Below are 23926 nucleotides of genomic sequence, written 5' to 3'. Positions count from 1 at the left end.
ATTACAAAAATAAGGCTGAGAAATTTGAAATGTTCGATTTACAAAGTAACAAAACTGAATATATATCCGAATTAAAAACCGCACTCATTGCTGAATATGATGCTTTTTACAAAAAATATCGGGAACATCATATCTACGCTTTCAGCCTCGTATTAGATGAGTTTTTAAGCCCCCAATATACAACTGTATCGACTGAAAAAAGTTTACTAACTGAACAGGAAAATAAATTTCAATATTTACCTGAGCGGGATAAATGGTTAGTAGAAAAATGGCAATATCGTCATCAAATTGATGGTGGAATCAATTATCTAAGCCATAAAATGGCGACTTTTTTCCAACAATCACGTTTAAGTCTAACCCAAACAACATCTGTTGAGCGTGATCAGGAAAATATGTTGATTTTTTATTTGGAAGCGATGCGTGCTGCACGATCTGAAATATTTCAACTCACGCCAAAACAATCTGCTCAAGTACTGTTTTTTATTTGGAAACCTACGAGCCCAGAATTTTCAGTTAAATCACTTGAGGCATTAAATACATCGTCATCGCTATTATACGAAGCCATTGCAAGTCTCAAATCTCAGCAAATTGTCAAACCAAAAACCAAACTTAAGCTAACAACCATTGAAAAAGACTTACTCATTGATCTTGCACAAGCCCTTGAAATTGAACCTTATGATGATATGGAAATTGCGCAACATGCCTATATGCTATCTCTTGAACCTTATTTCCTTGAAATTAGTCCCTATATTCAACATTTAATCAATGATATTGCTGCTATGGATAGCGGAGATTTGGTTCTACAAAAATGGGATATTCAAGCGCGTATCCAACAGTTCTATAATATTTAAAAAGCACACCAGCTAAAAGCATTCCCAAGTTAAGTTTTTCACCCCATTGAAAAACTCAACTTGCAACAAAATATGCTTTATAGATGACCTACTTAGTCAACTAAACAATCCATTGTCTTTTTTATAAAATGACTTTAAACATACAGATCATCATTTAAGCATATTTTACAGCGTTTATACGCAACCTTCATGTCAGATTCATATAATTCATTTATGATGAAAATACATGCAATAGTGGCTTTTCACGCTAGAATCAGAGAAAATAGCCCCCTTTTTGCAATGCTTAATCAGCGAACTGTTTTTTCGCTAGATCCGGATTATTTATGAAGTTTGAAAAATTAGGTCAGTCGGGGCGCGCCCGTCGTGGTCGCCTCACGCTTGAACATGGTGTGATTGAAACCCCTGTATTTATGCCTGTGGGTACATATGGCACGGTTAAAGGCATGCTACCTCGTGATCTTGAAGAGATCAAAGCACAAATTATTTTGGGCAATACATTTCACCTTTACCTACGTCCCGGTTTAGATGTGATCCGTGAACACGGCGGTTTACATGGTTTCATGAAATGGAATAAACCAATTTTGACCGATTCAGGCGGCTTCCAAGTCTTTAGTCTTGGTGCAATGCGTAAAATCAAAGAAGAAGGTGTCACATTCCGCTCGCCTATTGATGGTTCTAAAGTTTTCTTATCACCTGAAATTTCAATGGATATTCAACATACATTGAATTCTGACATCGTCATGATTTTTGATGAATGTACACCCTATCCTGCGACACATGAAGAAGCTCAAAAATCTTTACAACTGTCACTGCGTTGGGCAAAGCGCTGTAAAACACAGCACCATGATGTCTTAAAAAATAGAAATGCCCTATTTGGTATTATTCAAGGCGGTATGTATGAAGACCTCCGTGAAGAATCACTTGCAGGCTTAAAAGAAATTGATTTTGATGGTTTTGCGATTGGTGGTCTTTCTGTCGGTGAGCCGAAAGAAGAAATGATCAAGGTTTTAGATTATCTACCGGTTAAAATGCCTGCTGATAAGCCACGTTACTTAATGGGCGTGGGTAAACCTGAAGACATCGTTGAAGCGATTCGTCGTGGCGTTGATATGTTTGACTGCGTCATGCCAACACGTAATGCACGTAATGGTCACTATTTTGTCACCGATGGTTTGGTACGTATTCGTAACAGTCAATATCGTCATGATCAACGTCCGCTTGATCCACACTGTGATTGTTATACCTGTACGAACTTTACGCGCGCATATTTATTCCATCTTGAAAAATGTGGCGAAATGCTTGCTTCAATGCTCGGTACGATTCACAACTTACGTTATTACCAACGTTTTACCCAAGACATTCGCGATGCACTCGACAATGAAACTTTTGATGAGTACGTCAAAGATTTCTATCAACGTCGTGGACTCGATGTTCCCCCTTGTCCTGAAGATTAATACCCCAATATAAATTCAACGTAAATATTCGTTTATCAATATTTGCGCTGAATCCAAAGACAAGGTAAATTGCAGAACAAGTCAATTTATATCATTAAGGGGAAAATGCATATTTTTAAATCAAATATGAAAAAATCCCCTTGTATGACACAGATTTTTTTACTTTTAGGAAACTGAAATGAGTTTATTTATTTCCACTGCTCACGCTGCTGAAGCGGCTCAAGGCCCTGGCTTAACAGCTAACTTATTGATGATTGCTGTTTTCGTTGCAATCTTCTATTTCCTTATTTGGCGTCCACAAGCTAAACGTGCGAAAGAACACCGCACCCTAATTGAAAGTTTAGGTGTAGGTAGTGAAGTTGTTTTCGCTGGTGGTTTAATGGGTAAAGTCCTTAAAATCGAAGGTGATTTTGCAGTGGTTGAACTAAACCGTGGCAACGAAGTAAAAATTCAACGTGCAAGTGTTATTTCAGTTTTACCTGAAGGCACCTTAAATAACCTTTAATCATAAAACAGTCGTGCCCTAGCACGACTTTTTCATTTTAAGAAGAAAGCAAATGCGTTACCCTGCATGGAAATATATACTGATCCTGATTGTTTTAGTGGTCAGTACATTATACGCACTGCCAAGTTTGTATCCTGATGAACCTGCTGTTCAAATTTCTGGTGCCAAGGCAGGTACCGTCATTGATCAGTCCATTATACAAAAAGCAGAGCAAATACTAAAAAGCGAAAGCATCAATAGTCATGACAATACCTTTTCCAATAATGCTGCCCTATTGCGTCTAGATTCATCTGAAGCTCAGTTGAAAGCGAAGTCTGTATTGGCAACAGGTTTAGGCGATGAATATACTGTTGCATTAAACCTTGCGCCAACCACTCCAGAATGGCTACAAAAAATTGGTGCTAAGCCAATGAAGCTTGGTTTGGACTTACGTGGTGGTGTTCACTTCCTACTTGAAGTAGATATGGACAAAGCTATTTCACAGCGCATGGAAACTTCTGCAACAGATTTACGTCGTGACTTCCGTGACAATAAAATTAAATTAAATAGTCTGTCACTGAACAATAATGTTATTACCCTCCAGTTTGCAAACAACGATGATCGTTCTGCTGCAATGGATTTCTTACGTCGTAATGGAAATAAATACGATCAGCAAGCACTTGCAACTGAATCAGGTGCAACACTTAAACTGACGTATAATGCTGCTGCAAAACAAGAAATTCAAACCTATGCGCTCGATCAAAACTTAACTACTTTACGTAACCGTATTAATGAGTTAGGTGTAGCTGAAGCATTGGTTCAAAGCCAAGGTAGCAACCGTATTGTAGTTGAATTACCAGGTGTACAAGATACTGCGGAAGCAAAACGTGTCTTGGGTCGTACAGCGAATCTAGAGTTCCGTCTTGTTTCTGATCTTAATGATCAATATATCGACCGATCTACAGGTAAATCTAATGGTCAGCCTTTGCCTCCTGGGACTGAGCTTTTTGCTTATGAGTCTTTGGATAGTGGTCGTGAGTTGCTCTTGAACCGTAACCGTATTTTGACGGGTGAACGCGTTCAAAATGCATCAAGTGGTTTTAGCCAAGATTCTGGCGGTGCAGAAGTTAACATTACGCTAGACAATGCTGGTGGTAAACTCATGGCAGATGCGACACGCAATGCTGTGGGCAAACGTATGGCGGTACTGTTTATTGAAAATAAACAGAAAATTACTACCGTAACCGACCCTGTGACTGGCGTACAAACCCAAGTGCGTACACCCTACTCAGAGTCTGTTGTCATCAATGCCGCAACGATTCAAGCCGTTCTCGGTGCCCAATTCCGTATCACAGGTCTAGATTCTCCACAAGAAGCAGCTGAACTTGCACTTATGCTTCGTGCTGGTGCTCTCGCTGCACCAATGTACTTCGTTGAAGAACGTGTGGTTGGTCCTAGTCTTGGTCAAGAAAACATCGACAAAGGTGTACTTTCAACTCAAGTAGGTTTCATCCTTGTTGCAATTTGGATGATTGTTTTCTTCCGTTTATTTGGTCTTATTGCCGATATTGCATTGGTCATTAACCTTGCGATGCTGCTTACTGTTATGTCTTGGCTTGGTGCATCACTCACCCTACCAGGGATTGCAGGGATCGTCATTACAATTGGTATGGCAGTCGATGCCAACGTACTAATCTGTGAGCGAATACGAGAAGAAATGCGTTGGGGTGCATCGCCCAAACAAGCCATTATTGCGGGTTATGATCGTGCATATAACACCATTTTCGACTCAAACTTAACCACATTCTTGGTTGCGTTTATTCTGTTTGCAATTGGTACAGGCCCGATCAAAGGCTTTGCTGTAACACTCATGATTGGTATCGTTTGCTCAATGTTTACAGCTATTACTGTAACTCGTGCAATCGTCCAATTGATCTACGGCAAAAAACGTGACTTGAAAAAGTTGAGCATTTAAGGAGATCAATCATGACTGAAGTGACTCAACAAAATCAAAAACAATACAGCCGTCCAGATGATGAACATGTAATTAATTTCATGAAAATTGCAAAGCCTGCTGCAATTTTCTCGATCATCCTCACCATCGCGAGTATTTTCTTTATTGTAACTAAAGGTCTCAATTTAGGTTTAGACTTTACTGGTGGTGTATCTGCCGAATTGAATTATAGTGAGCCTGTAAAACCTGAAAGCGTCAGTAAAGCACTTTCTAGCGCAGGTTTTAAAGATCCTGTGGTTCAAACTTTGGGTACAAACCGTGATCTCATTGTGCGTATGCCAGCACAAGATGATGTCAAAGTAGATGACTTAAGTAACACCATTGCTAAAGCTGTACAGTTACCTGGAAATACGGTTGAAGTAAATAAAGTCGATGTTGTCGGTGGTCAGGTCGGTAACGAGCTGTATTTGCGCTCAGCAGGTGCTGTTGCCCTTGCAATGTTACTTATGCTTGTTTATGTGACTATCCGCTTCGAGTTTAAGCTCGCTGTTGGTGCAGTTTTGTCATTACTCCATGATGTTATCGTAACATTGGGTATTTTCGCTTTAATGCAATGGCCATTTGACTTAACGGTACTTGCGGCAGTACTTGCACTGATCGGTTTCTCACTCAACGATAACATTGTTGTATCAGATCGTATCCGTGAAAACTTCCGTAAAATTCGTGGGGCAGAACCACTTGAGATCGTCAATATTGCTTTAACCGAAACATTAAAACGTACTATTCACACCTCTATGACCCTATTACTCGTAGTTCTTTCTATGATGATTTTGGGTGGTGATGGCCTAAAATGGTTCTCTGTTGCGATGTTTGTCGGTGTATTTGTCGGTACATATTCTTCAATCTATATTGGTACAGCCTTCTCTTTATGGCGTGGTCTGAATCGTAATGATTTCATTGTTCAGGTTAAACCTGAATTTGAAGAAGAAGAGCATATTCCACACTAAAACATTCAAATAGAATTTAAATAAAAAACCATCTTCGGATGGTTTTTTATTACGTTCAATAATTCTGACTAGTCCAACCGATTGATCTGAATAATCGGGAATGCAAACCCCTTACAAGAATCTTCCGAGCGCCAAGCAACAGTGAGTATTGCCTGTCCAAGATTAAAATTTTGATAAGCAAAGACACCAATTAAAGGATGTTCACAACGCCCACCATCATTCACGGGATGAGCATGCGTATTCAACTCATTCAAACTTAGGCGAATCCCCAGCCCTGATGCCTTCAAGACCGCCTCTTTGCTTGTCCAAACTTTAAACCAATACAATGGATCAAAACCGGTCATTTCCCATGTTCGATATTCTTCAAGATGAAAAGCATGTTTAGCCAAAGCCTCAAAGCGGACTTTACGGTCTAGATCTTCAATATCCACACCAATATCACGGGCGCTGCAAGTTGTCGCTAAGACATAATGTTTTTGGCTATGCGAGTGATTAAAAAATAAATGAGATTGTTTACTCAGAAACGGTTTACCATATTCTGTTCGCTCAATATCACTCTCCGAAATATTTTGATTGAGCTGGACCGATAAAAGCCGATTACGTATTTGTGCAATATGTGCATTTTTATATTGTATAAACTTCTTTAAATCTAAAAAATCTTCTTTTTTTAAAGGATACAGTTGAGCCAATGTTTGAAAATAAATATGTATCATTCGCTTTGTCATACATTCGACTACCCTTCTATATTGGGTTAAATTCTACCTGAGAACTTACAAAGATTATCTTTTCAATATCACTATCGCTGTACTTTAACCTCCAATATATTTAGCTCAATCGAGCTTGACTAAAAACCACAAATTATTCCTATACAGTATTTTTATTAAAAATTAATAACCAATACACTCCTTAGCTTTAAGAAAATTAACCAACCTACTGATAATAATAAATATTTATTTCAAATTATTCTGCTTTATATTATATTTCATTAGCGTACAAAAAAACATCAACAACATGGGGAGTTTATTATGTTGATAAAAACAATTTTAATTATTGGAATGAGCTTAGTATCTATTGGTACATATGCTAAGGGGTGGCTTGATGTTGCAACTTCAGTCATGGGAGCACAAAATGCAGTCGTGATGGATCAAGCTGAAGCAAGAATGAATCAAAGCCAAGCGCAAGCAAATGCTGCTATAGCACGTGCGGATCAAGGCTATGCTTCTCATTATAATCAAACATCTAATCAGAATAATGGTGTTTATTCGACAGGATACTTAAAGTCTCTAGACTGCACAGATTTAGCTGTGGAAAAAAGAACTTTCGAACGCACACTAGAAGCATCTGAAACATCAGTTAGTCAAAATAGTACAGATTGGTCTATCTAAATGGGCAGGTGTTGCTGGAACAGCACTCAATGCATTTTCAGGTCAATCTGAAACCTTAGGTAAAATGGGACAAATAGCAAATTCATTCTCGGGTCAGAACAACAATGCTCAAGCGCAAGCTAACGTTGCATCTGGACAAGTATCTATAGAGACTGCACGTGCGAATATTGAAAATATTGCTATTTATCAAAATGCTAAAAAATGTAATCTTTAATACATGATAAATATAAAAAGCCTGCATTTGCAGGCTTTTTTATATTTATCAACTATAAGATGAAATTAACGCTTAAATTTCTTTTCAGCTTTCTTAAATTTCTGAACATAACGACGCTTACGTGCTGCAACACGCTCATCAATCATTGATTTACGCCCTTCAAATGGATTTTCAGACGTTTTAAATTCGATACGTACTGGCGTACCTTCAAGCTTATATACTTTACGGAATACGTTTTCTAAATAACGACGATAATCTGCAGGGGTTTTATCAACCTTATTACCATGTACCACAATCGTTGGTGGATTTTGCCCGCCCATATGCGCATAACGCATTTTAATACGACGACCACCAACCATTGGTGGCTGGTGTGCTTCAGTTGCATCATTCAAAATTTGTGTAATTTTCGCAGGTGAAACTTTCAAATGCGATGAGTCATAGGCACGATGAATTGACGGATATAAATCCCCCACACCTGTACCGTGCAATGCAGAAATTAAGTGTACTTTCGCCCACGGAATAAAATCGAAACGACGATCTACATCCAATTTACATTGTTTGCGATCGTATTCAGTCATGTTATCCCATTTGTTGATGGCAACAACCATGGCACGACCGGCCTCAAGTGCATAACCAATCAAATGTAAATCTTGCTCAACCACACCTTCACGGGCATCTAAAACAACCACAATGACATGTGCATCTTTAATAGCTTGTAGCGTTTTCACAATTGAGAATTTCTCAATCATCTCATCTACTTTACCTTTACGGCGTACACCTGCAGTATCAATTAATGTGTATTGGCGACCATCACGCTCATAAGGAATGTAAATCGAGTCACGTGTTGTACCTGGCTCATCAAACGCAACAACACGCTCTTCACCCAACAAACGATTTACAAGTGTAGATTTCCCTACGTTAGGGCGACCAATGATTGCCAAACGTAAACCTGTTGCCTTATCATGTTCCGCTTCATCTTCATCGTCTGGAACTTCAGAAAGTACTTCTTCAAGCATTTGCTGAACGCCACGACCATGACTAGCCGCCACTTGCATTGGCTCGCCCATACCGAGTTTGTAAAACTCAACAAGCGCCGCTTCTGCATGTACGCCGTCAACTTTGTTTGCAACTAAATAAACTTTTTTACCTAGCGTACGAAGTTCACGCGCAATTTGCTCATCCGATGCTAACAATCCAGCACGAGCATCTACGACAAAAACAATAATATCGGCTTCATTAATGGCAGTCTTTGATTGCTCAGCCATATATGAGTCGATTCCCCCTTCATTTTCACCAATACCCCCAGTATCAACGACAATGAAAGATTTATTTTCATACTTAGCGTCGCCATATTTACGGTCACGAGTAAGACCTGCAAAGTCAGCAACGAGGGCATCACGGCTCTTGGTAATCTGGTTAAATAACGTTGATTTGCCGACGTTTGGACGACCAATGAGCGCAATTACGGGTTTCATAAAATAACCTTTATTCAAGATCAGCCAGTATGACTGGTCTGAACATCAGAAATGTATCGGAAGAAAACAGGCATATGCCTAAAATAAAAACACGGGGTATCGATTTTTCAATCACCCCGAGTTTTAGAATATAGTGTCTTCAGTTTAACACAAGACCGTTAAAAAATTAACGACTCTGCCAAATGCTTAATTCACCTTTGCGTGTCGCAACAAATAATTGGTTGTCAAGCACACGTAGTGTACGCACTTCGCCACTAGTTTTCGCACGCCCTACAAGAGTTCCAGTATTTGGATCAATCAGATGTAAAACTCCATCCAAATCTCCAACCACCAATTGTTGTCCGAGTAACACTGGGTTACTTAAATTACGGTTTAACAATTGCTCATTTTCCCACAACTCTTGGCCTGTTGCTAAATCAAAAGCTTTTAATTTGCCATCACGTTGTGCAACAAAAACTTTATTTTCTGCAACTTCCGGACGGTTAATACTACTTGCATCAACACTCCAAGCCACACGCTGTGCTGCCAAATCAAGTACAGTCACTTGTCCTTGGAAGCTATTGGTCACAACATACTGACCTACAACAACAGGCTCAGCATCAATATCAACCAAGCGCTGAATATCAGAGCGACCGTCAGACACTGCAACACGGCGCTGCATACGTGGAGCACCAGTTAAACTATCAATGGCATATAAATAACCATTTGATGACGCTACAGCAATGGTACGAGGATCTAGACTAACAGGTGATGCTTGACCACGTAAGCTAAATGCTGCATTTGCCATTTTATAGGTCCAAGCTTGTTGACCTGTTGCTTCATCGAGTGCAAAAACAGTACCGTCATTGGCCACTAAAATTACACGTCCTGTTTGAATCAAAGCTGGACTAATCACTGCACCAGACAATTGTGCAGTCCATTTTTGCTCACCCGTTTGTTGATCTAAAGCAAAAACTTGACCTTTACGGCTTGCGACAACAACTAAACCATCGGCTGCTTCAACACCAGAAGTCAACTCTTGTTTAGTCACTTTGGTTTCCCAAAGACGCTGTTTACCTTTATATGCTGCAACTTCACCTTTAGGATTCATCGCGAAAACTACACCATTATCGACATCTAAACGTAAACGTAATGGGTCTTGCTCAGAAGATGCGGAAACCTTATGAGAAAATACTTCAGTTAAACTGGTTGCTTGCACCAATTTTGGTAACGGATTCGGTTTTACTTTTTCAACTTTAACTTTGTTACTTGAACATCCAACCATTGCAACCGATAAAATTGCCAATGCAAACGGTATTTTATATTTTATATCCATCAAGACTCATCCACTTGTGTTTCCAGAACCGGGCGTTCAAGTTCAGGATCATCTACTAATATTCCAACACTTTCGAGTTTAATTTGTAAAATCTGACGTTCTTGTTTACGTTCAAGTAAACTGTCCCATGCAGCTTGATACGATTTTTTTGCATTTTCAATATCATTTTTAGCAACATAAATATCACCTTTTTCTTCTTCGGCTGTCGCTTTAAATGCTGGCTCTGTGACACTTGCAAGGGTTTTCAAAGCTTCATCATATTTCTTTTGTGCAAGCTGTGCATTGGCAAGGCGTAATTTTACAATCTGCAAAATACCTGCATCTTTTAACTTTGAATTTTCAACTTTTTTCAGCTCACGTTCTGCAGTTGCATAATCACCTTTATCATAAGCAATACGCGCCATAATAAATTGTGACTCAATCGCATGAATTGAATCAGGATTTTCTTTCACCAATTTATCTGCTGATGCAACCAACGCACTATAAGCCGCAGGATTTGTTGCTGCAACTTTAGCATCTTCAATTAATTGTTGGATTTTTGCTGTACGAACTTGATTTTCTGCTAGCGTTTTCTTCTGCCAATATTCCCAACCGAAAAAGGCAATCAACGCAATTAAAATTCCACTCAACATTGCTGAGCCATATTTTTTGAAAAATGACTTTAAACCATCAAGTTGTTCATCTTCAGTCATCGCGTTCATGTGACTACCCTTTCCTTTATGGTTGACTTATTGTGAAGAAAATTTTTCTGTAAAAACGGATACCACTTCAGTTACGGCAACGTCAAACTGTTCGGCCGTAGCCAATTGTTTTACCGTAAATTGTTGTGCTTCCCATTCACGTTCACCGAGAATTAAAGCATAAACTGCACCCGATTGGTCTGCTTTTTTCATCTGACTTTTCATTGAGCCATAAGAGCCCACTTTCAAGCGGATTGAACTATTCGCAGTTTCGAGTTCATCACGAATTTGTTCTGCAAGAACCAAGGCTTTACCTTGTGATGCTGGATCTGCAACAAGGAACAGTTCACATTCACGTACAGGTGTATTATCTTCAAGTTGCTCAAGAAGAAGTAATAAACGCTCCATGCCCATCGCAAAACCAACAGCCGGTACAGATTGATCAGGTTTACCTTTGAGTTGACCAACCAAACCGTCATAACGTCCGCCTGCACATACAGTGCCTTGCGAACCTAAATGTGTGGTTGTCCATTCAAAAACTGTTTTATTGTAGTAATCTAGGCCACGAACCAATTTTTGGTTAATAACAAATTCTACGCCAGCATCAGTTAAATACTGTTTGAGTTGCTCAAAATGAGCGAGTGTTTCTTCACCCATGAAATCATGCAATTTTGGTGCATTTTCAAGGATCTGCTGCGTTTTCACATCTTTAGAATCTAAAATACGCAGTGGATTGGTCTCTAAACGGCGCTGAGAATCTTCATCAAGATCAGCTTTATGCGACGTTAAAAACTCAACCAAAGCAGCACGGAATTCAGCACGTTCAGCTGATTCACCAAGTGTATTTAATTCAAGTTGTACTTTGTCCGCAATGCCCATACGTTTCCACAAACGTGCAGTCATCAAAATCAATTCTGCTTCTTGATCTGGTGTTGCAATACCAAAAGTTTCTACACCAAACTGATGAAACTGACGATAACGACCTTTTTGCGGTTTTTCATAACGGAACATTGGACCCACATACCAAACACGCGGGTTTGCGCCACGAAGTAAGTTGTGTTCCAACATTGCACGTACGCAACCTGCGGTACCTTCAGGACGCAAAGTCAAAGATTCAGGTGGATTACCTTTGTCTAGGAATGTATACATTTCCTTTTCAACAATATCGGTTGCATCACCAATAGAACGTTTGAATAAATTGGTTTGTTCAACAATCGGCAAACGAATTTGTTGATAACCATAAGCATCCATCAACGATGCGAGATGTTGTTCTAAACGTCTCCATGCAGCAGTCTGAGATGGAAGAACATCATTAAAACCTTTAATTGCAACTATTGAACTCATGACTTACTCAAAAACTTGTACGAATAATTTCTTTAGCTTTAGCTTCTTCAAGCTCGATAACACGTTGACGAACCATCGCCTCAATTTCATCAACCAACTGATTGGTATCAATCAAATGGCTCTTTTCACCATTACGATAAACCAATGAACGTGGCGCCGCACCCACTACACCAATGTCTGCTTCTTTGGCTTCACCTGGACCATTGACCTTACAACCAATCACCGAAACATCCATTGGAGTACGAACATCTTCAAGACGTTCTTCTAAAGCTTGCATCACTTGAATCACGTTAAATTCTTGACGTGAACAACTTGGACAAGCAATAAAATTAATCCCGTTTGAACGCAAACTGAGTGATTTTAGAATATCAAAACCAATCTTAATTTCTTCTTCCGGCTCTGCTGCCAATGAAATACGCATAGTGTCACCAATGCCTTCCATAAGCAGACCACCTAAAGCAATCGCAGACTTGACTGAACCTGTACGGTAAACACCTGCCTCAGTTACACCCAAATGTAGCGGATTATCAATTTGTGCCGACAATAAACGATACGCATCCATGGTCAAAAACACATTAGATGCTTTAACTGAAATTTTAAACTCTTGGAAATCCAAACGGTCTAAAATATCAATATGACGCATAGCAGATTCAAGTAAAGCCTGACCTGTCGGTTCGCCATACTTCTTCTGAATGTCTTTTTCTAGCGAACCGGCATTGACACCAATACGCATAGAAATATCATTGTGGCGCGCTGCTGCAACAACCTCACGAATTTTGGCTTCTGAGCCAATATTTCCAGGGTTAATACGCAAACAATCTGCACCTAAATCGGCAACACGTAATGCAATTTTATAATCAAAATGAATATCGGCAACCAAAGGAACTGGCGAACGCTTACGAATTTCACCAAACGCTTCCGCAGCTTCCATACTTGGCACTGACACCCGCATGATGTCTGCACCAACATCGGCACAGCGTTCAATCTGTGCAACCGTTGCATCCACATCACACGTTTCAGTATTGGTCATACTTTGGATGCTGATTGGGGCATCGCCCCCCACATACACTGAACCAACTCGGATTTTACGTGTCGGACGGCGTTTGATCGGATTTACAATCATGATAATGCTCTACACTTTGTCCATTAACGAGACAAACGGAATTCTGCCTTTCCGTTCACTGTATATGGAGACAATGAAATCTGCTCGTTATTTAGAGTCAATGATACAGCTGTCGCATCATCAAGACGAATTTGGAATGGTGAGTTACCATTTAAAGTCAATGTCGATGACTGACGACCTGATGCTAAAACTTTACCCGTACTATCCACAATATGTATAGATGTCGGATGGCTAAAATTCAACACCATCTGTTCACCTGTTGCTGAAGTCGCATTATTCAAGTTCAACACTTCAACTTCAGATTCTTGCTGTGGTTTTACCTCGGTATCATCAGATTTTGATGATGACCAATTTTGAACAGCCGCAATCACGCCCCAAATCACAGCAATTGCAATAATTGCAATTAAACTACGTTTGAGCCACTTTCTATTACGATCACTGTTTGAACCTGGCAATTTACCCATAATTTTAATAGGTGAATTATTTAAAGCATGATTCGGTAATAAACCCGTATCATTCTGATAAATATCATCAAAACGTTGAATAATAGTTGAAGCATCGACTTTTAAATATTTTGCATAAGCACGATAGTAACCTTTAATAAAGGTCGCTTCTGGCAAACTCTTATAATCGTCCTGTTCTAATGCCTGTAACGTTTTTAATGGCATCTTTAAATCAGCAGCAACATCATTAATATCACGAATCTGTGAAACTCTGATCTGGCGCAGATATTCTCCAGGACGTTGAACATTGCCCAAAGAGTTCTGTACTGCATTTGAACCAGTAGGTTGCTGTGAATTCGGATTTACTTCCATACGGCCTCAGTACTGTACTGTAATTGCAAATAGCGTTTATATTCCTGACTTTCTGGAAATAATGCACGGAGCTGATTCACTAGCACCTGCATTCCCATCGTGTCATTATTGGCCCGCGCAATACGCAGCCCAATCCAAAGTGCCCGAGGGCTTAGGTTTTTCTGCCCCATCACACGAACATATTGTTCGTAAAGCTGAGTGGCAGACGGTATATTACGCTGTAAATAGAAAATTTCGGATAACTCTAACATTGATACAACAGAATCGCGATTTACAGTCAGTGCTTGCTTGAATGTTTTTTCAGCATTTGCAACATCACCAACCTTTAAATAGATCCGCCCTAAGTTTTCTAACGCACGATAACGTTGTTCATACCCTAAAGTTGTTCCCGCTATACTTAGTTGTTCAATAGCTTCATTATAGCGCCCCATCTGATACAAGTACGTACCATAATTATTACGCGCTTGGGCATCTTTAGGATCTATCGAAAGGGCTCGCTTAAAATAAGCATCAGCCTTTTCCATATTTTCCTTACTACCTTCTTGTTGCAACAACACCCCCATCATCATGTTGGCTGTTGCATCTCGTGATTCCGCTTCAAGTGCCTGATCTAAAGCGCGTTTAGCAGCATCTAAATCGCCTGTACGAATATATTCTGCTGCAAGTTGCGTTCTAACTTTGGCTGCTTTTTCGGGGTCTTTTTTAACAATCGTACCGGATGTTGTGGTTTGACAACCCTGCATATGCATTGCAGCAACACATATTGCAATCATTAAACCTGTTTTTTTATATCCAAATATATGCAAAATCAGCCCCCAAAAAATTTAACCTTGTGATCGTATAATTACATTCTGTTCTTCAACTTTTTTCTTCCATTGTTCTGCACGGCGGGTACGATCCGCAACCTGTCCAACAAGTTGCCCACATGCTGCATCAATATCATCACCGCGCGTCTGACGAATCGTACACACAAATCCAGCATCAGACAAAGTTTTTTGGAAAGAAATAATACGATTTCGGCTTGAACGACCATAAGGTGCATGTGGAAATGGATTAAATGGAATGAGGTTAATTTTACTTGGTAAGTTTTTCAGTAACTTAATCATTTGCTGTGCATGTTCAGGCTGATCATTAACGCCTTCTAACATCACATATTCGATCGTCACATGCTTACGGGAACTTTCATTACCATCTTTGGCAATATAACGCTGACATGCTGCAATAAGTTTTTCTAATGGATATTTTTTATTGATTGGAACCAATTCATTACGAAGTTCATCATTTGGTGCATGCAATGAAATTGCCAAAGCAACATCAATATCTTTCACCAATTGATCAATTTTAGGCACAACGCCAGACGTTGAAAGTGTTACACGGCGCTTAGACATACCATAAGCAAAGTCATCAAGCATAATATGCATTGAACTGAGCACAGCATCATAGTTGAGCAAAGGCTCGCCCATACCCATCATCACGACATTAGTCACTGAACGTTCACGATCTGCAACAGGAACATCTTCCATATAAGAATAGTTTGCAACCCATAACTGTCCAATAATTTCATCTGGCGTTAAATCACGTTGAAAACCCTGCTTACCTGTCGAGCAAAATGAACAGTCAAGTGCACAACCTACTTGTGAAGAAATACACAAAGTACGACGCAATCCTGAGCGGTGTTCCGCAGGAATCAATACAGTTTCTACAAGAGAGCCCGCACCCTCTCCGACACGAAAGACCCACTTACGAGTACCATCTTTAGAATAATTTTTATGAACAACTTCGGGTGCTTTAATTTCAGCAATTTTTTCTAATTTCTCACGCAACTTTCCTGAAATATTACTCATTTCAGCAAAATCAGTCACAAAGAACTGATGTACCCATTTCATCACCTGACCTGCGCGGAATTTTTTCTCACCCATATCTTCAAAAAACTTTTCCAGCTGCGCACGGGACATTCCCAATAAATTCACTTTCTGAACAGGATTGATCTGTGCAGACTTTAATGGTGCTTGCTGTTGTTCATCAAATGTTGATGATGAAGCGACAACTTCAGAATTCATGTGTAGTACCTAAACCATGCTGGGAGATGAAAGATGCTCAATATATAAGCGGATAATATTTTAAAGGAATAAAAAAACCAGACAAGTATTATATCACTTATCTGGTTCTTGGTCTGTTAACAATTTATAAATCGTGAAACACGATTTTGACGTTCAGCAGACCTAACGCAGTTCGAATTAACGAGTACGTGGGCAAACTTCAGTTTGAGCGAAGAAGTAGTTAACTTCACGATCAGCAGAAGCTACAGAGTCAGAACCGTGAGCAGCATTTTCATCGATGCTTACAGCGAAATCTGCACGGATAGTACCAGGAGCAGCTTCTTTAGGGTTTGTAGCGCCTAAAATTTCACGGTGAGCAAGAACTGCGTTCTCGCCTTCAAGAACTGAAACAACAACTGGACCAGAAGTCATGAACGCAACTAAATCACCAAAGAAACCACGTTCTTTGTGTTCAGCATAAAAACCTTCAGCTTCAGCTTTAGAAAGCTGTTTCATTTTAGTTGCAACAATTTTAAGACCCGCTTTTTCGAAACGAGAGAAAATGTCACCAATGTTGTTATTGCCAACAGCATCTGGTTTTACGATAGATAAAGTACGTTCAATAGCCATTGATAGGCTCCTTAAGTCAAATTGACACGAAAATTTTGCGCATTATAACGGTATAAAATGCTTTTTTCTGCGTTTGATGTGTAAAAAATAAGTTTTTTTAGACAGATTGATTAATTTGCTTCGTCAATCCATGCCATTTGAATACCTTCAAGCAAACCTTCAGTCGATTTAGTCGGATCATCGGTGAAATTAGGCAATGCGCAAATCCAAGCATGCATATCGGTAAAACGTACCCATTGTGGATCGACATCGGGGTGTGCTTCTAAAAGTTCAATGGCGATATCAAGCGTATCTGTCCAACGTAAGCCCATAGCAATTTCCTGTAGTTTTAAGCGCTACTACTTTAGCAAATTTATGGTCCATTGAAGAGAATTTACCAAGTAATTTATGCACATCAATAGCGCATATTTACAACATGATATTCAATAATGGCGCACAGAGAATAGTTAAACTTGCGACAGTTATCCCAATCAACGCACCGACAATCACATCACTAGGATAATGTAAACCTAAAACCATACGAGATAAGGCAACCAATATCGTGAAAGGCAACATTAAAAATAACAGGATAGGTGCAATATAACCAAGTACCGTTGTTGCCATGACTGCATGCAATGTATGACCAGAGGGAAAGCTGAAATGATCGAGTGGACGCTCACCCATCACAATCACCTGATGTACTTGGTAAGGTCGAGGACGTACTGTGGTTTTTTTCAATACTTTGTAAATTGCTGTACCAATGCTTCCGCCCAACAAAATATAAAGCAATTGAAAACCGTAAGCAAAACCCTTTTGTAGCCAGACCAATAACACCATGGCATACCAAAAAGCCCCATCACCTAACCGACTAATAATTTTAAAAAATAGTGCTATACGCTGAACATTGGATAAATGGTTTAGGTAAATACAGCCTTTCAAATCGAGATCAAGTATTTTAATTTTTGTAGCTTTTAAATTCATAATGATGCTCCTCTTTCTCAGCGGAGTGAAGCACAACATTTGTGCAATATAAAATTGATAAATTTATGAGACCATTCGATGATCCTGTACAACTTGATACAGCGCTGTTTCAAATTGCTGTACCGCATGTTGCCAACCTGTTTTTTGTACTTGTTGCATCGCAACTTGTCCCATTTGGTGCAATATTGTTTGTTCAGGAAGTTGTAACATTGTTTGAGTAAAGACTTCCGTTCGCCCTAGTGGGCACAACCAACCCGATTGCTGATGTTGAATTTGTTGCTGTGCACAGGCGTAATCATAAGCAATTACGGGTAAACCACTCGCCATTGCCTCAAGCACAACATTACCAAAGGTTTCAACTTGGCTCGCAAATACAAAAACATCTGCACTTGCATAAGCTTCAGCAAGTTCCATGCCGACAAGACTACCTGTAAAAATAACTTCAGATGCTATGGGCATTTTTTGTAAGCGTGAAAGATCAGGACCATCACCAACAATCACTAATTTAACTTTCTGTTGTTGTCTAAGCATGAGTTGATAAGCGCCTATCAACACATGGATTTCTTTTTCAGGCGATAAACGTCCCACATACAGCATGACACGTGTATTTTCATCGGCACCCCAACGCTTACGTAAAATTGCTGATCGATACTTCGAGGAAAAACGCTGCGTATCGACACCTCGCCCAACCACTGCCAACGGACAAGTTACACCAAAAGCTCTCAGTCCTTGCTCTGTATGCTTACTCGGGACACAGGTCAGTTGAGTGTGATTATGAAACCATCGTAAATAATGTTGGATTGGCTTAACCAAAAATGCTAAATCAAAGAAACGACTAAATTCTTGAAAGGGCGAATGAAAGCCACTAGATACCACAATTTTTCGAATTTTAGCAACATGTAAAGCAGCAAAACCCAAAGGTCCTTCCGTCACAATATGCACCACATCAGGTTCAAAACTGTCTATCGCCTGTGTAACCTTGCCATATTGTGGCCAACCAAATTGCATACTTGGATAACGCGGAATACCTTGTGGCATAACCAAGCATTCTTTATTTGGTGAAAATTCCTTACATTTTTGTTTTTGCGTAGGACGAATTAATAAAATTTTATGTCCCTGCTTTTGCAGACCTTTACAGAGTTGTAATAAAGACAAGGCTACACCATTAATTTCAGGTGCCCAAGTTTCAGTCACAATCGCAATTTTAAGGCGTGGGCGAGTCAACTTCTCCAAAGATGCCTTATGATTTACCTGAGAATGCTGATTATTTTTACGAAAGTAAATTTTAAAATATTCAGGAAAATTTTGTTGTTTGTAATACAAGGCTTCTGCGTACGGTCTAGTCATACGTCACCTGATCTGTTTTATTTTCTAGAGTTTAATCTGCATTATTGACAGTTTTATGATAATTATATGACCGTTTTTTGACTCACCCAAAAACATCACATTGGAGCAAACCACATCGTAATACTTTTCTGCCTGCATACGAATAAAAGCCTGATACCCTAATTGCGCTGCAATAATATATTTCTGCCCTATTTTTATATTTTACTCTACAAAAAACAGCCCACATATTTGATTATTGACTTCTCATACTTATTTTTGTGCTGAGCTTATACACAATTGCCCTTAGAATATGATGATTATTTTAATCATAAAAAAACTTTAAATAGCTTTAAACTGAATGACTAACAACTAAATAAAACTATTGAAAGATTTATTTACACTACTGTCTAATCTATTCATCTTAGTCAAGACTAGACAGTATATTTATACATTTATGATCATAAAATATTGATATTTTGACATAAATTAAATCTGTCATCATATTTAACCCTATCTTTAAAACTCAAGACTGACATATAAATGATCTTGATAAGTACCTGCTGGTGTAAAAGCTGTTGGTCGCTCCAACAATTGAACCAACACGACAAATTTTTCATTTATACCTGCTGGTTGCACTAAAGGAACATTCCAGCGTGAACTAGAAGCACCTGTAATATTCATTTGAGTTCTCAGCTTGTTGTTGCGCTGGTTAACCAAATAGCTTGCTCCATTCGTATTTGTTAAGTTTCGAGCATTAAACTGAATGGCATATCTCGTATCACATGAAACCGTAAAAGAGGTTGCCGCCTGACTCAAATAAGATGAACTTAATCTTAATTGATTTGATGTAAATCGATCAATCTGACATGGTTTCGCATCCACAGAAGCCACATAAAAGAATGATGCAATGATGATACAAACTTGAAGTTTCATATCCTACTCCTTCTATTTACAACTTATATCAACAGGCTGATTATTTTGCTCAGTCTGTTTATCCTTAACGACTAACTCAGCCTTACAATCCTGCTCCTCCTTTGACTTGATTGTTAAATGATATGTTTGTGGTATCAAACCATACAAAGTGACTGTTCCATCCGAAGATAAAGGATAGACATCTCCATCACTATTATTGACATAAACTTCCGAAGCAGCATCGAAGGTTTTTCCTTGAGCATTAACAGGACGAACAGTCACTTGTTTGGCATGATATATTGGAAAATCAATTGCATAACCACGCTGATTTAATGCTGTAATTTGCTTATTGGAATATAAAATTTTATCTTCAACAGGTAGCTGATTTTCATCAAAAGCGATGTCATATTTCACATAAGGAATAATGTCATGTACAAAGGCATAACCTTCTTTATTGGTTTTATCGACATGATTTAAAGCCCGATAAATATCAATGTCTGGATAAGAGTCAACTTTCACCAACGCAAATGCGTTGTCTACTGCTTTGGTAAAGTTGAACTTTTTATTTAACATAACAACTGCACCACGATAGTAAACCTGAGACTCTCGATAAGAATCACTTTGTTGATGACTCAACTCTAAATCACCGACTTCAGTTTTTAAACGACCATCTACATTATATAAAATCTCTCCATTTCTCCGATTTGCACCGAAAGCATAGTCAAAACCAACTTGATTCGTATCATTTTTAACAAATTGAACATTACTGTCTTCAGCGGTCGAATGACTCATATATAAAGTTTTTTGACTATCAAAACTATAACTTAACGATAGTGTCGCACCTGAGTCAGAACGATCTCCTGTTTCATTAAAATAATTTAAACCGAGAATCATTTTTCGCCCAATTTGACGACTAAAACCAGCACGGAATATTCGCCTATCATCTCGTTCAAAAGTTTCATTTTTATAATATTTTTGTTCTGCAAAATTCAAATTAATATTTTGCACCAGTGGAACACCACTTATGCCCAAATAGACAAGATTCTCAAATTTTGGATAGCTACTTTCATTATTTAGCTCATCTCCTAAAAACTTAAAATGTTGTTCGGTATATTTACTATTTGCACCAAAGGAGAAACGACCAATGTCTTTACTTAATGATAAACCATATGAAAAATTGGTATCATTTCGATCATCATGTGAAGCTTGAGCAACACTTTCAAATAAAAACCAATTGCTTACCGCTTGTGTCCACATTAATCCTAGATTTTGAATATCTTGACTATATAACGCATTAATACCTAATGATGTACTATTTGATATACCTCTTCTGAAAAATGTGTTCGCAAAAAAATCACGGTAATCACTACTTTCTAAATTGTAGTTATAACGCAACTTTCCGAGGGAAACATTGTATTCATTCAAGCCCGGACGAAGTAGTTTACTGGTCACCATAATTGGAAAACTCTGAACACTCCGATTACCCAGAATATCTTCAACAACAATTTGAGCATTACCAGATTGTTGAATTTGTGCACCCGTCTGTAAATTATAGTCCCCAGGACTAACTTTTTGATTATAAATATTGACGCCATTAACATACAGTTCAACTGTCGATGGTACTCGAGCACTACCTTCCAAAGAAGGTACATTCCAATAAATAAAGTTAGGTCTTTCTGTAAAATTAGTTCCCCAACTTAGCCCACCAAAACGCAGTGAATTGATAAGTGGATTGTAAACTGTTGTGGTATCACCCAATGTCAGCCTTGTCATTTTTTCTGGAAATTCAAAATCAATGCTACTGTTGAGACGAATAAACTTATTTATTTCATCCTGATTTTGATAAAGCATCGCATTTTTAAATAGCCAAAAATCTTTAAAAACACCAAGTTCAGTTAAGCCGCTATAGCGATTTCCAGCATCACTATTGGCATAAAATAATTCATAATTAAAAAATCCACCTAGACTCGCTTTCTCTGGCATTTGAATAGTTTGATCAAATGTATTGGAAATAAAAAAACCTGAAGGTACCGTGACTTTTATTGCTTGTGACCCTTCATCAAAAAGCGATTGAACCTGTCCATCTGAAATAGAACAAAATTCGGGTTTCGACTGTAAGATTTGAAATCGTGCAATATCAATTCCCTTTTCTTTTAAAATACTGCATTCAATATAAAATTGATTGTTTTGTTTAATGAGCGTGACATCCGTATTCATATCCAACTCATTGACCCACAAATTTGCAAGAATTGGATCTACATTAGATTCACTCGCCTGAGCACTAAAGGCCCAGAAAATATTAATCATGATTAATATTTTATTTTTAATAGGCATATAACCCCCTACAAACTACATACTAGTCTGAAATTTGGAATTCAACGACCTTGTCATCTTTATCTGTATTGACTTGGACAGCATATTTTTGAGCACTATTTAATCGAGTATTTCCAAGATCATAGCTATAGCTCTTTTTAGCCAATAAATAATTCATTTCATTACTTTTAAAGATTTCTTTTTTTGCAGTATCAACTATTTTTAAATTTGTAATTTGAACATGTGAATTTGCTTCATTGATAACTTTCAACTGGCTTCCAGAATGTTTAAAGATAAGCTTTAAATCATCTTGCTTACCGACAAAAAGCGGTAAGTTGAAATTAAATAAAAAGTTAACCGAATTATCTTTGACCACTTGTGGCATTTCTTCAAGAATAATACGCCAAGCTTTTTCTTGACCACTCTCAACAATAGAAGCAACAGGACGTGAAAAACCAATTCTAATGGTTTGTTGTTTATATGGATTTAGGATAAAACTTTTTGGATTGATCATCACACTATCATCTGGACTTAAAATATTTTTCCCAGATTCATCTTGTGTCCAACTCAATGCCTTAATTTCAAATATTTTTTTTTCGGTTTCATCGATAGATTCAACAGTTAATGTTGTTGATTTTTGTTTTGCCGTATCACGAATATAAAGCTGAACAGGATTAACAGCCACACCCGCATAAGTTATGCTACCCAATAGCATGCTTATGGTAAAAAAAGAGATTCTTTTTTTCATTTTTACACCCTCTTATTCTGAAAAATAAAACCTAACTCAATTAAGTCATTAAGTTAGGTTCATATCGGGCTTATATGTGTTTAGTAGAACACTCTGATTTTGTATGTATCAGTATAAGTGCCAGCTTTATTTGCTGCTGTTGTTGCAGGATTATCTACGGTCACTGTGTAGTTATCAGTACCAAAACCTACATGGTTTGAAGTACCCCAACCCACTGCACCACCATTCGTTTTAATTGTTGTACTCACTTTCGCCAATGGATCGGTTACATGACGTACAAATGTTGCTGAACTTGTGCCTGCGTTAGCAGTGGATAACTCCAATACATAGTTTGTATTACTTTGTATTGAATATGCCGAAGTTTTAGTACCACCATTCGCACTTAAAACAATCGGATTCCCCCCAGTAACTACACATTTTTTAGGAACTTCGAGTGTAATTGGAATATCCTTACTACATCCTAGCTCTGTACAGCTATTCCAGTCTGGACCACCACCTCCACCACCACCTTTTTCTGCAAGTTCGTCTGCATAAACGCCTGTTGAACAAACACCCAATACCAATGTCGCTAATGCGGCCTGTGTCATTTTATTCATGTTATTTCTCCCATTTTTCTTTATTCAAGAAAATGTTTTAGTAAATAAAACAATCTACAACTACACATATTTTCAACTCTTCTTTGAGTTATCGTGTAACTGCAACTAAAAGCTTATTCCCATCTTTCTAAACTTGACTGAAATATAATCAATTCACATGATTTATCACATACTCGTATTTTTAATAAAAGTTATAACCAAACTACTGTTTTAATTATTTATTGAATAAAAAAAATATCATCGAAATTACAATGCAAAATCATAAAATCAATTACTTACATCACTAAACACAACAAATATA

At 38.3% G+C, this 23926-nt stretch carries 24 protein-coding genes; 7 read left to right on the top strand and 17 right to left on the bottom strand.

The window, feature by feature from the left end:
• Positions 1-29: 29 nt before the first annotated feature.
• The 5 genes from ACK2M2_RS04840 (at position 30) to secF (ending at position 5750) form a co-directional block, all read left to right on the top strand.
• Complete coding sequence (locus ACK2M2_RS04840) at positions 30-851, top strand: DUF4303 domain-containing protein (RefSeq protein ID WP_419346347.1); 822 nt, start codon at positions 30-32, stop codon at positions 849-851.
• A gap of 323 nt (positions 852-1174) precedes the next feature.
• A complete protein-coding gene (gene tgt, locus ACK2M2_RS04835) occupies positions 1175-2305 on the top strand; it encodes a tRNA guanosine(34) transglycosylase Tgt (RefSeq protein ID WP_419346345.1) in 1131 nt (376 codons plus the stop codon).
• A gap of 178 nt (positions 2306-2483) precedes the next feature.
• The gene (gene yajC / locus ACK2M2_RS04830; RefSeq protein ID WP_409510814.1) at positions 2484-2810 is read left to right on the top strand and encodes a preprotein translocase subunit YajC; all 327 of its coding nucleotides are present in this window, start codon (positions 2484-2486) and stop codon (positions 2808-2810) included.
• A 52-nt stretch (positions 2811-2862) separates the two neighbouring features.
• A complete protein-coding gene (secD, locus tag ACK2M2_RS04825) occupies positions 2863-4764 on the top strand; it encodes a protein translocase subunit SecD (protein ID WP_419346343.1) in 1902 nt (633 codons plus the stop codon).
• Positions 4765-4772: 8 nt separating this feature from the next.
• Complete coding sequence (secF, locus tag ACK2M2_RS04820) at positions 4773-5750, top strand: protein translocase subunit SecF (RefSeq protein ID WP_409510928.1); 978 nt, start codon at positions 4773-4775, stop codon at positions 5748-5750.
• Between the two features lie 68 nt (positions 5751-5818).
• Here the strand turns inward: secF and ACK2M2_RS04815 are convergent, their stop codons facing one another.
• Positions 5819-6475 carry a 4'-phosphopantetheinyl transferase family protein gene (locus ACK2M2_RS04815; protein ID WP_409510812.1) on the bottom strand — a complete coding sequence of 219 codons (657 nt, stop codon included), beginning with the start codon at positions 6473-6475 and terminating at the stop codon, positions 5819-5821.
• A 300-nt stretch (positions 6476-6775) separates the two neighbouring features.
• On the opposite strand from ACK2M2_RS04815, the gene ACK2M2_RS04810 reads away from it, so the two are divergent.
• Positions 6776-7135 carry a hypothetical protein gene (locus ACK2M2_RS04810; protein WP_419346341.1) on the top strand — a complete coding sequence of 120 codons (360 nt, stop codon included), beginning with the start codon at positions 6776-6778 and terminating at the stop codon, positions 7133-7135.
• 64 nt (positions 7136-7199) lie between these two features.
• Entirely contained in the window at positions 7200-7349 is a 150-nt protein-coding gene (locus ACK2M2_RS04805) for a hypothetical protein (protein ID WP_419346340.1), read from the top strand.
• Positions 7350-7414: 65 nt separating this feature from the next.
• Here ACK2M2_RS04805 and der read toward each other — a convergent pair whose 3' ends face one another.
• From der to ACK2M2_RS04725, 16 genes are all read right to left on the bottom strand, one after another.
• Complete coding sequence (gene der / locus ACK2M2_RS04800; protein ID WP_409510810.1) at positions 7415-8824, bottom strand: ribosome biogenesis GTPase Der; 1410 nt, start codon at positions 8822-8824, stop codon at positions 7415-7417.
• A 166-nt stretch (positions 8825-8990) separates the two neighbouring features.
• Complete coding sequence (bamB, locus tag ACK2M2_RS04795) at positions 8991-10139, bottom strand: outer membrane protein assembly factor BamB (RefSeq protein WP_419346338.1); 1149 nt, start codon at positions 10137-10139, stop codon at positions 8991-8993.
• Positions 10139-10840 carry a YfgM family protein gene (locus ACK2M2_RS04790; RefSeq protein ID WP_419346336.1) on the bottom strand — a complete coding sequence of 234 codons (702 nt, stop codon included), beginning with the start codon at positions 10838-10840 and terminating at the stop codon, positions 10139-10141. The genes bamB and ACK2M2_RS04790 overlap by 1 nt, the downstream gene beginning before the upstream one ends.
• Before the next feature lie 27 nt (positions 10841-10867).
• Positions 10868-12163 (bottom strand): histidine--tRNA ligase, encoded by a 1296-nt coding sequence (gene hisS, locus ACK2M2_RS04785; RefSeq protein WP_419346334.1) that lies wholly within the window; start codon positions 12161-12163, stop codon positions 10868-10870.
• 7 nt (positions 12164-12170) lie between these two features.
• On the bottom strand, positions 12171-13286 hold the full coding sequence (ispG, locus tag ACK2M2_RS04780) for a flavodoxin-dependent (E)-4-hydroxy-3-methylbut-2-enyl-diphosphate synthase (RefSeq protein WP_409510806.1): 1116 nt from the start codon (positions 13284-13286) through the stop codon (positions 12171-12173).
• A 23-nt stretch (positions 13287-13309) separates the two neighbouring features.
• Positions 13310-14101 carry a helix-turn-helix domain-containing protein gene (locus ACK2M2_RS04775; protein WP_409510805.1) on the bottom strand — a complete coding sequence of 264 codons (792 nt, stop codon included), beginning with the start codon at positions 14099-14101 and terminating at the stop codon, positions 13310-13312.
• Positions 14092-14874 carry a type IV pilus biogenesis/stability protein PilW gene (pilW, locus tag ACK2M2_RS04770; RefSeq protein WP_419346462.1) on the bottom strand — a complete coding sequence of 261 codons (783 nt, stop codon included), beginning with the start codon at positions 14872-14874 and terminating at the stop codon, positions 14092-14094. The genes ACK2M2_RS04775 and pilW overlap by 10 nt, the downstream gene beginning before the upstream one ends.
• Positions 14875-14925: 51 nt before the next feature.
• Entirely contained in the window at positions 14926-16161 is a 1236-nt protein-coding gene (rlmN, locus tag ACK2M2_RS04765) for a 23S rRNA (adenine(2503)-C(2))-methyltransferase RlmN (RefSeq protein WP_409510803.1), read from the bottom strand.
• A 177-nt stretch (positions 16162-16338) separates the two neighbouring features.
• Positions 16339-16770 (bottom strand): nucleoside-diphosphate kinase, encoded by a 432-nt coding sequence (gene ndk / locus ACK2M2_RS04760; protein ID WP_409510802.1) that lies wholly within the window; start codon positions 16768-16770, stop codon positions 16339-16341.
• 110 nt (positions 16771-16880) lie between these two features.
• Positions 16881-17081: a Fe-S cluster assembly protein IscX gene (iscX, locus tag ACK2M2_RS04755; protein WP_409510801.1), complete on the bottom strand. Its 201-nt coding sequence runs from the start codon at positions 17079-17081 to the stop codon at positions 16881-16883.
• Positions 17082-17178: 97 nt separating this feature from the next.
• Positions 17179-17730 (bottom strand): phosphatase PAP2 family protein, encoded by a 552-nt coding sequence (locus ACK2M2_RS04750; protein ID WP_409510800.1) that lies wholly within the window; start codon positions 17728-17730, stop codon positions 17179-17181.
• 63 nt (positions 17731-17793) lie between these two features.
• Positions 17794-19077: a glycosyltransferase family 4 protein gene (locus ACK2M2_RS04745; RefSeq protein ID WP_419346332.1), complete on the bottom strand. Its 1284-nt coding sequence runs from the start codon at positions 19075-19077 to the stop codon at positions 17794-17796.
• Between the two features lie 495 nt (positions 19078-19572).
• Positions 19573-19989: a hypothetical protein gene (locus ACK2M2_RS04740; protein ID WP_409510798.1), complete on the bottom strand. Its 417-nt coding sequence runs from the start codon at positions 19987-19989 to the stop codon at positions 19573-19575.
• 12 nt (positions 19990-20001) lie between these two features.
• Positions 20002-22302, bottom strand: a complete 2301-nt coding sequence (locus ACK2M2_RS04735) for a fimbria/pilus outer membrane usher protein (protein WP_419346330.1) — start codon at positions 22300-22302, stop codon at positions 20002-20004.
• 22 nt (positions 22303-22324) lie between these two features.
• Entirely contained in the window at positions 22325-23029 is a 705-nt protein-coding gene (locus ACK2M2_RS04730) for a molecular chaperone (RefSeq protein ID WP_409510796.1), read from the bottom strand.
• Positions 23030-23109: 80 nt separating this feature from the next.
• Complete coding sequence (locus tag ACK2M2_RS04725; RefSeq protein ID WP_409510795.1) at positions 23110-23625, bottom strand: hypothetical protein; 516 nt, start codon at positions 23623-23625, stop codon at positions 23110-23112.
• Between the last annotated feature and the right edge of the window lie 301 nt (positions 23626-23926).

The sequence above is a fragment of the Acinetobacter sp. TY1 genome (assembly GCF_048551395.1).
Lineage (GTDB): Bacteria > Pseudomonadota > Gammaproteobacteria > Pseudomonadales > Moraxellaceae > Acinetobacter.
This window is presented reverse-complemented; position numbering and strand designations above follow the sequence as displayed.

Excerpts from the sequence above, each read along its gene's own strand:
- ACK2M2_RS04805 (WP_419346340.1), top strand. The coding sequence starts at position 7,200 with ATGGGACAAATAGCAAATTCATTCTCGGGTCAGAACAACAATGCTCAA.
- yajC (WP_409510814.1), top strand. The coding sequence starts at position 2,484 with ATGAGTTTATTTATTTCCACTGCTCACGCTGCTGAAGCGGCTCAAGGC.
- ACK2M2_RS04745 (WP_419346332.1), bottom strand. The coding sequence starts at position 19,077 with ATGACTAGACCGTACGCAGAAGCCTTGTATTACAAACAACAAAATTTT.
- ACK2M2_RS04725 (WP_409510795.1), bottom strand. The coding sequence starts at position 23,625 with ATGAATAAAATGACACAGGCCGCATTAGCGACATTGGTATTGGGTGTT.
- der (WP_409510810.1), bottom strand. The coding sequence starts at position 8,824 with ATGAAACCCGTAATTGCGCTCATTGGTCGTCCAAACGTCGGCAAATCA.
- ACK2M2_RS04750 (WP_409510800.1), bottom strand. The coding sequence starts at position 17,730 with ATGAATTTAAAAGCTACAAAAATTAAAATACTTGATCTCGATTTGAAA.
- ACK2M2_RS04815 (WP_409510812.1), bottom strand. The coding sequence starts at position 6,475 with ATGACAAAGCGAATGATACATATTTATTTTCAAACATTGGCTCAACTG.
- rlmN (WP_409510803.1), bottom strand. The coding sequence starts at position 16,161 with ATGAATTCTGAAGTTGTCGCTTCATCATCAACATTTGATGAACAACAG.
- tgt (WP_419346345.1), top strand. The coding sequence starts at position 1,175 with ATGAAGTTTGAAAAATTAGGTCAGTCGGGGCGCGCCCGTCGTGGTCGC.
- ACK2M2_RS04790 (WP_419346336.1), bottom strand. The coding sequence starts at position 10,840 with ATGAACGCGATGACTGAAGATGAACAACTTGATGGTTTAAAGTCATTT.
- iscX (WP_409510801.1), bottom strand. The coding sequence starts at position 17,081 with ATGGGCTTACGTTGGACAGATACGCTTGATATCGCCATTGAACTTTTA.
- ACK2M2_RS04775 (WP_409510805.1), bottom strand. The coding sequence starts at position 14,101 with ATGGAAGTAAATCCGAATTCACAGCAACCTACTGGTTCAAATGCAGTA.
- pilW (WP_419346462.1), bottom strand. The coding sequence starts at position 14,874 with ATGATTGCAATATGTGTTGCTGCAATGCATATGCAGGGTTGTCAAACC.
- ACK2M2_RS04840 (WP_419346347.1), top strand. The coding sequence starts at position 30 with ATGTTCGATTTACAAAGTAACAAAACTGAATATATATCCGAATTAAAA.
- ACK2M2_RS04735 (WP_419346330.1), bottom strand. The coding sequence starts at position 22,302 with ATGCCTATTAAAAATAAAATATTAATCATGATTAATATTTTCTGGGCC.
- secD (WP_419346343.1), top strand. The coding sequence starts at position 2,863 with ATGCGTTACCCTGCATGGAAATATATACTGATCCTGATTGTTTTAGTG.
- ndk (WP_409510802.1), bottom strand. The coding sequence starts at position 16,770 with ATGGCTATTGAACGTACTTTATCTATCGTAAAACCAGATGCTGTTGGC.
- ACK2M2_RS04810 (WP_419346341.1), top strand. The coding sequence starts at position 6,776 with ATGTTGATAAAAACAATTTTAATTATTGGAATGAGCTTAGTATCTATT.
- ACK2M2_RS04740 (WP_409510798.1), bottom strand. The coding sequence starts at position 19,989 with ATGAAACTTCAAGTTTGTATCATCATTGCATCATTCTTTTATGTGGCT.
- bamB (WP_419346338.1), bottom strand. The coding sequence starts at position 10,139 with ATGGATATAAAATATAAAATACCGTTTGCATTGGCAATTTTATCGGTT.
- ACK2M2_RS04730 (WP_409510796.1), bottom strand. The coding sequence starts at position 23,029 with ATGAAAAAAAGAATCTCTTTTTTTACCATAAGCATGCTATTGGGTAGC.
- hisS (WP_419346334.1), bottom strand. The coding sequence starts at position 12,163 with ATGAGTTCAATAGTTGCAATTAAAGGTTTTAATGATGTTCTTCCATCT.
- ispG (WP_409510806.1), bottom strand. The coding sequence starts at position 13,286 with ATGATTGTAAATCCGATCAAACGCCGTCCGACACGTAAAATCCGAGTT.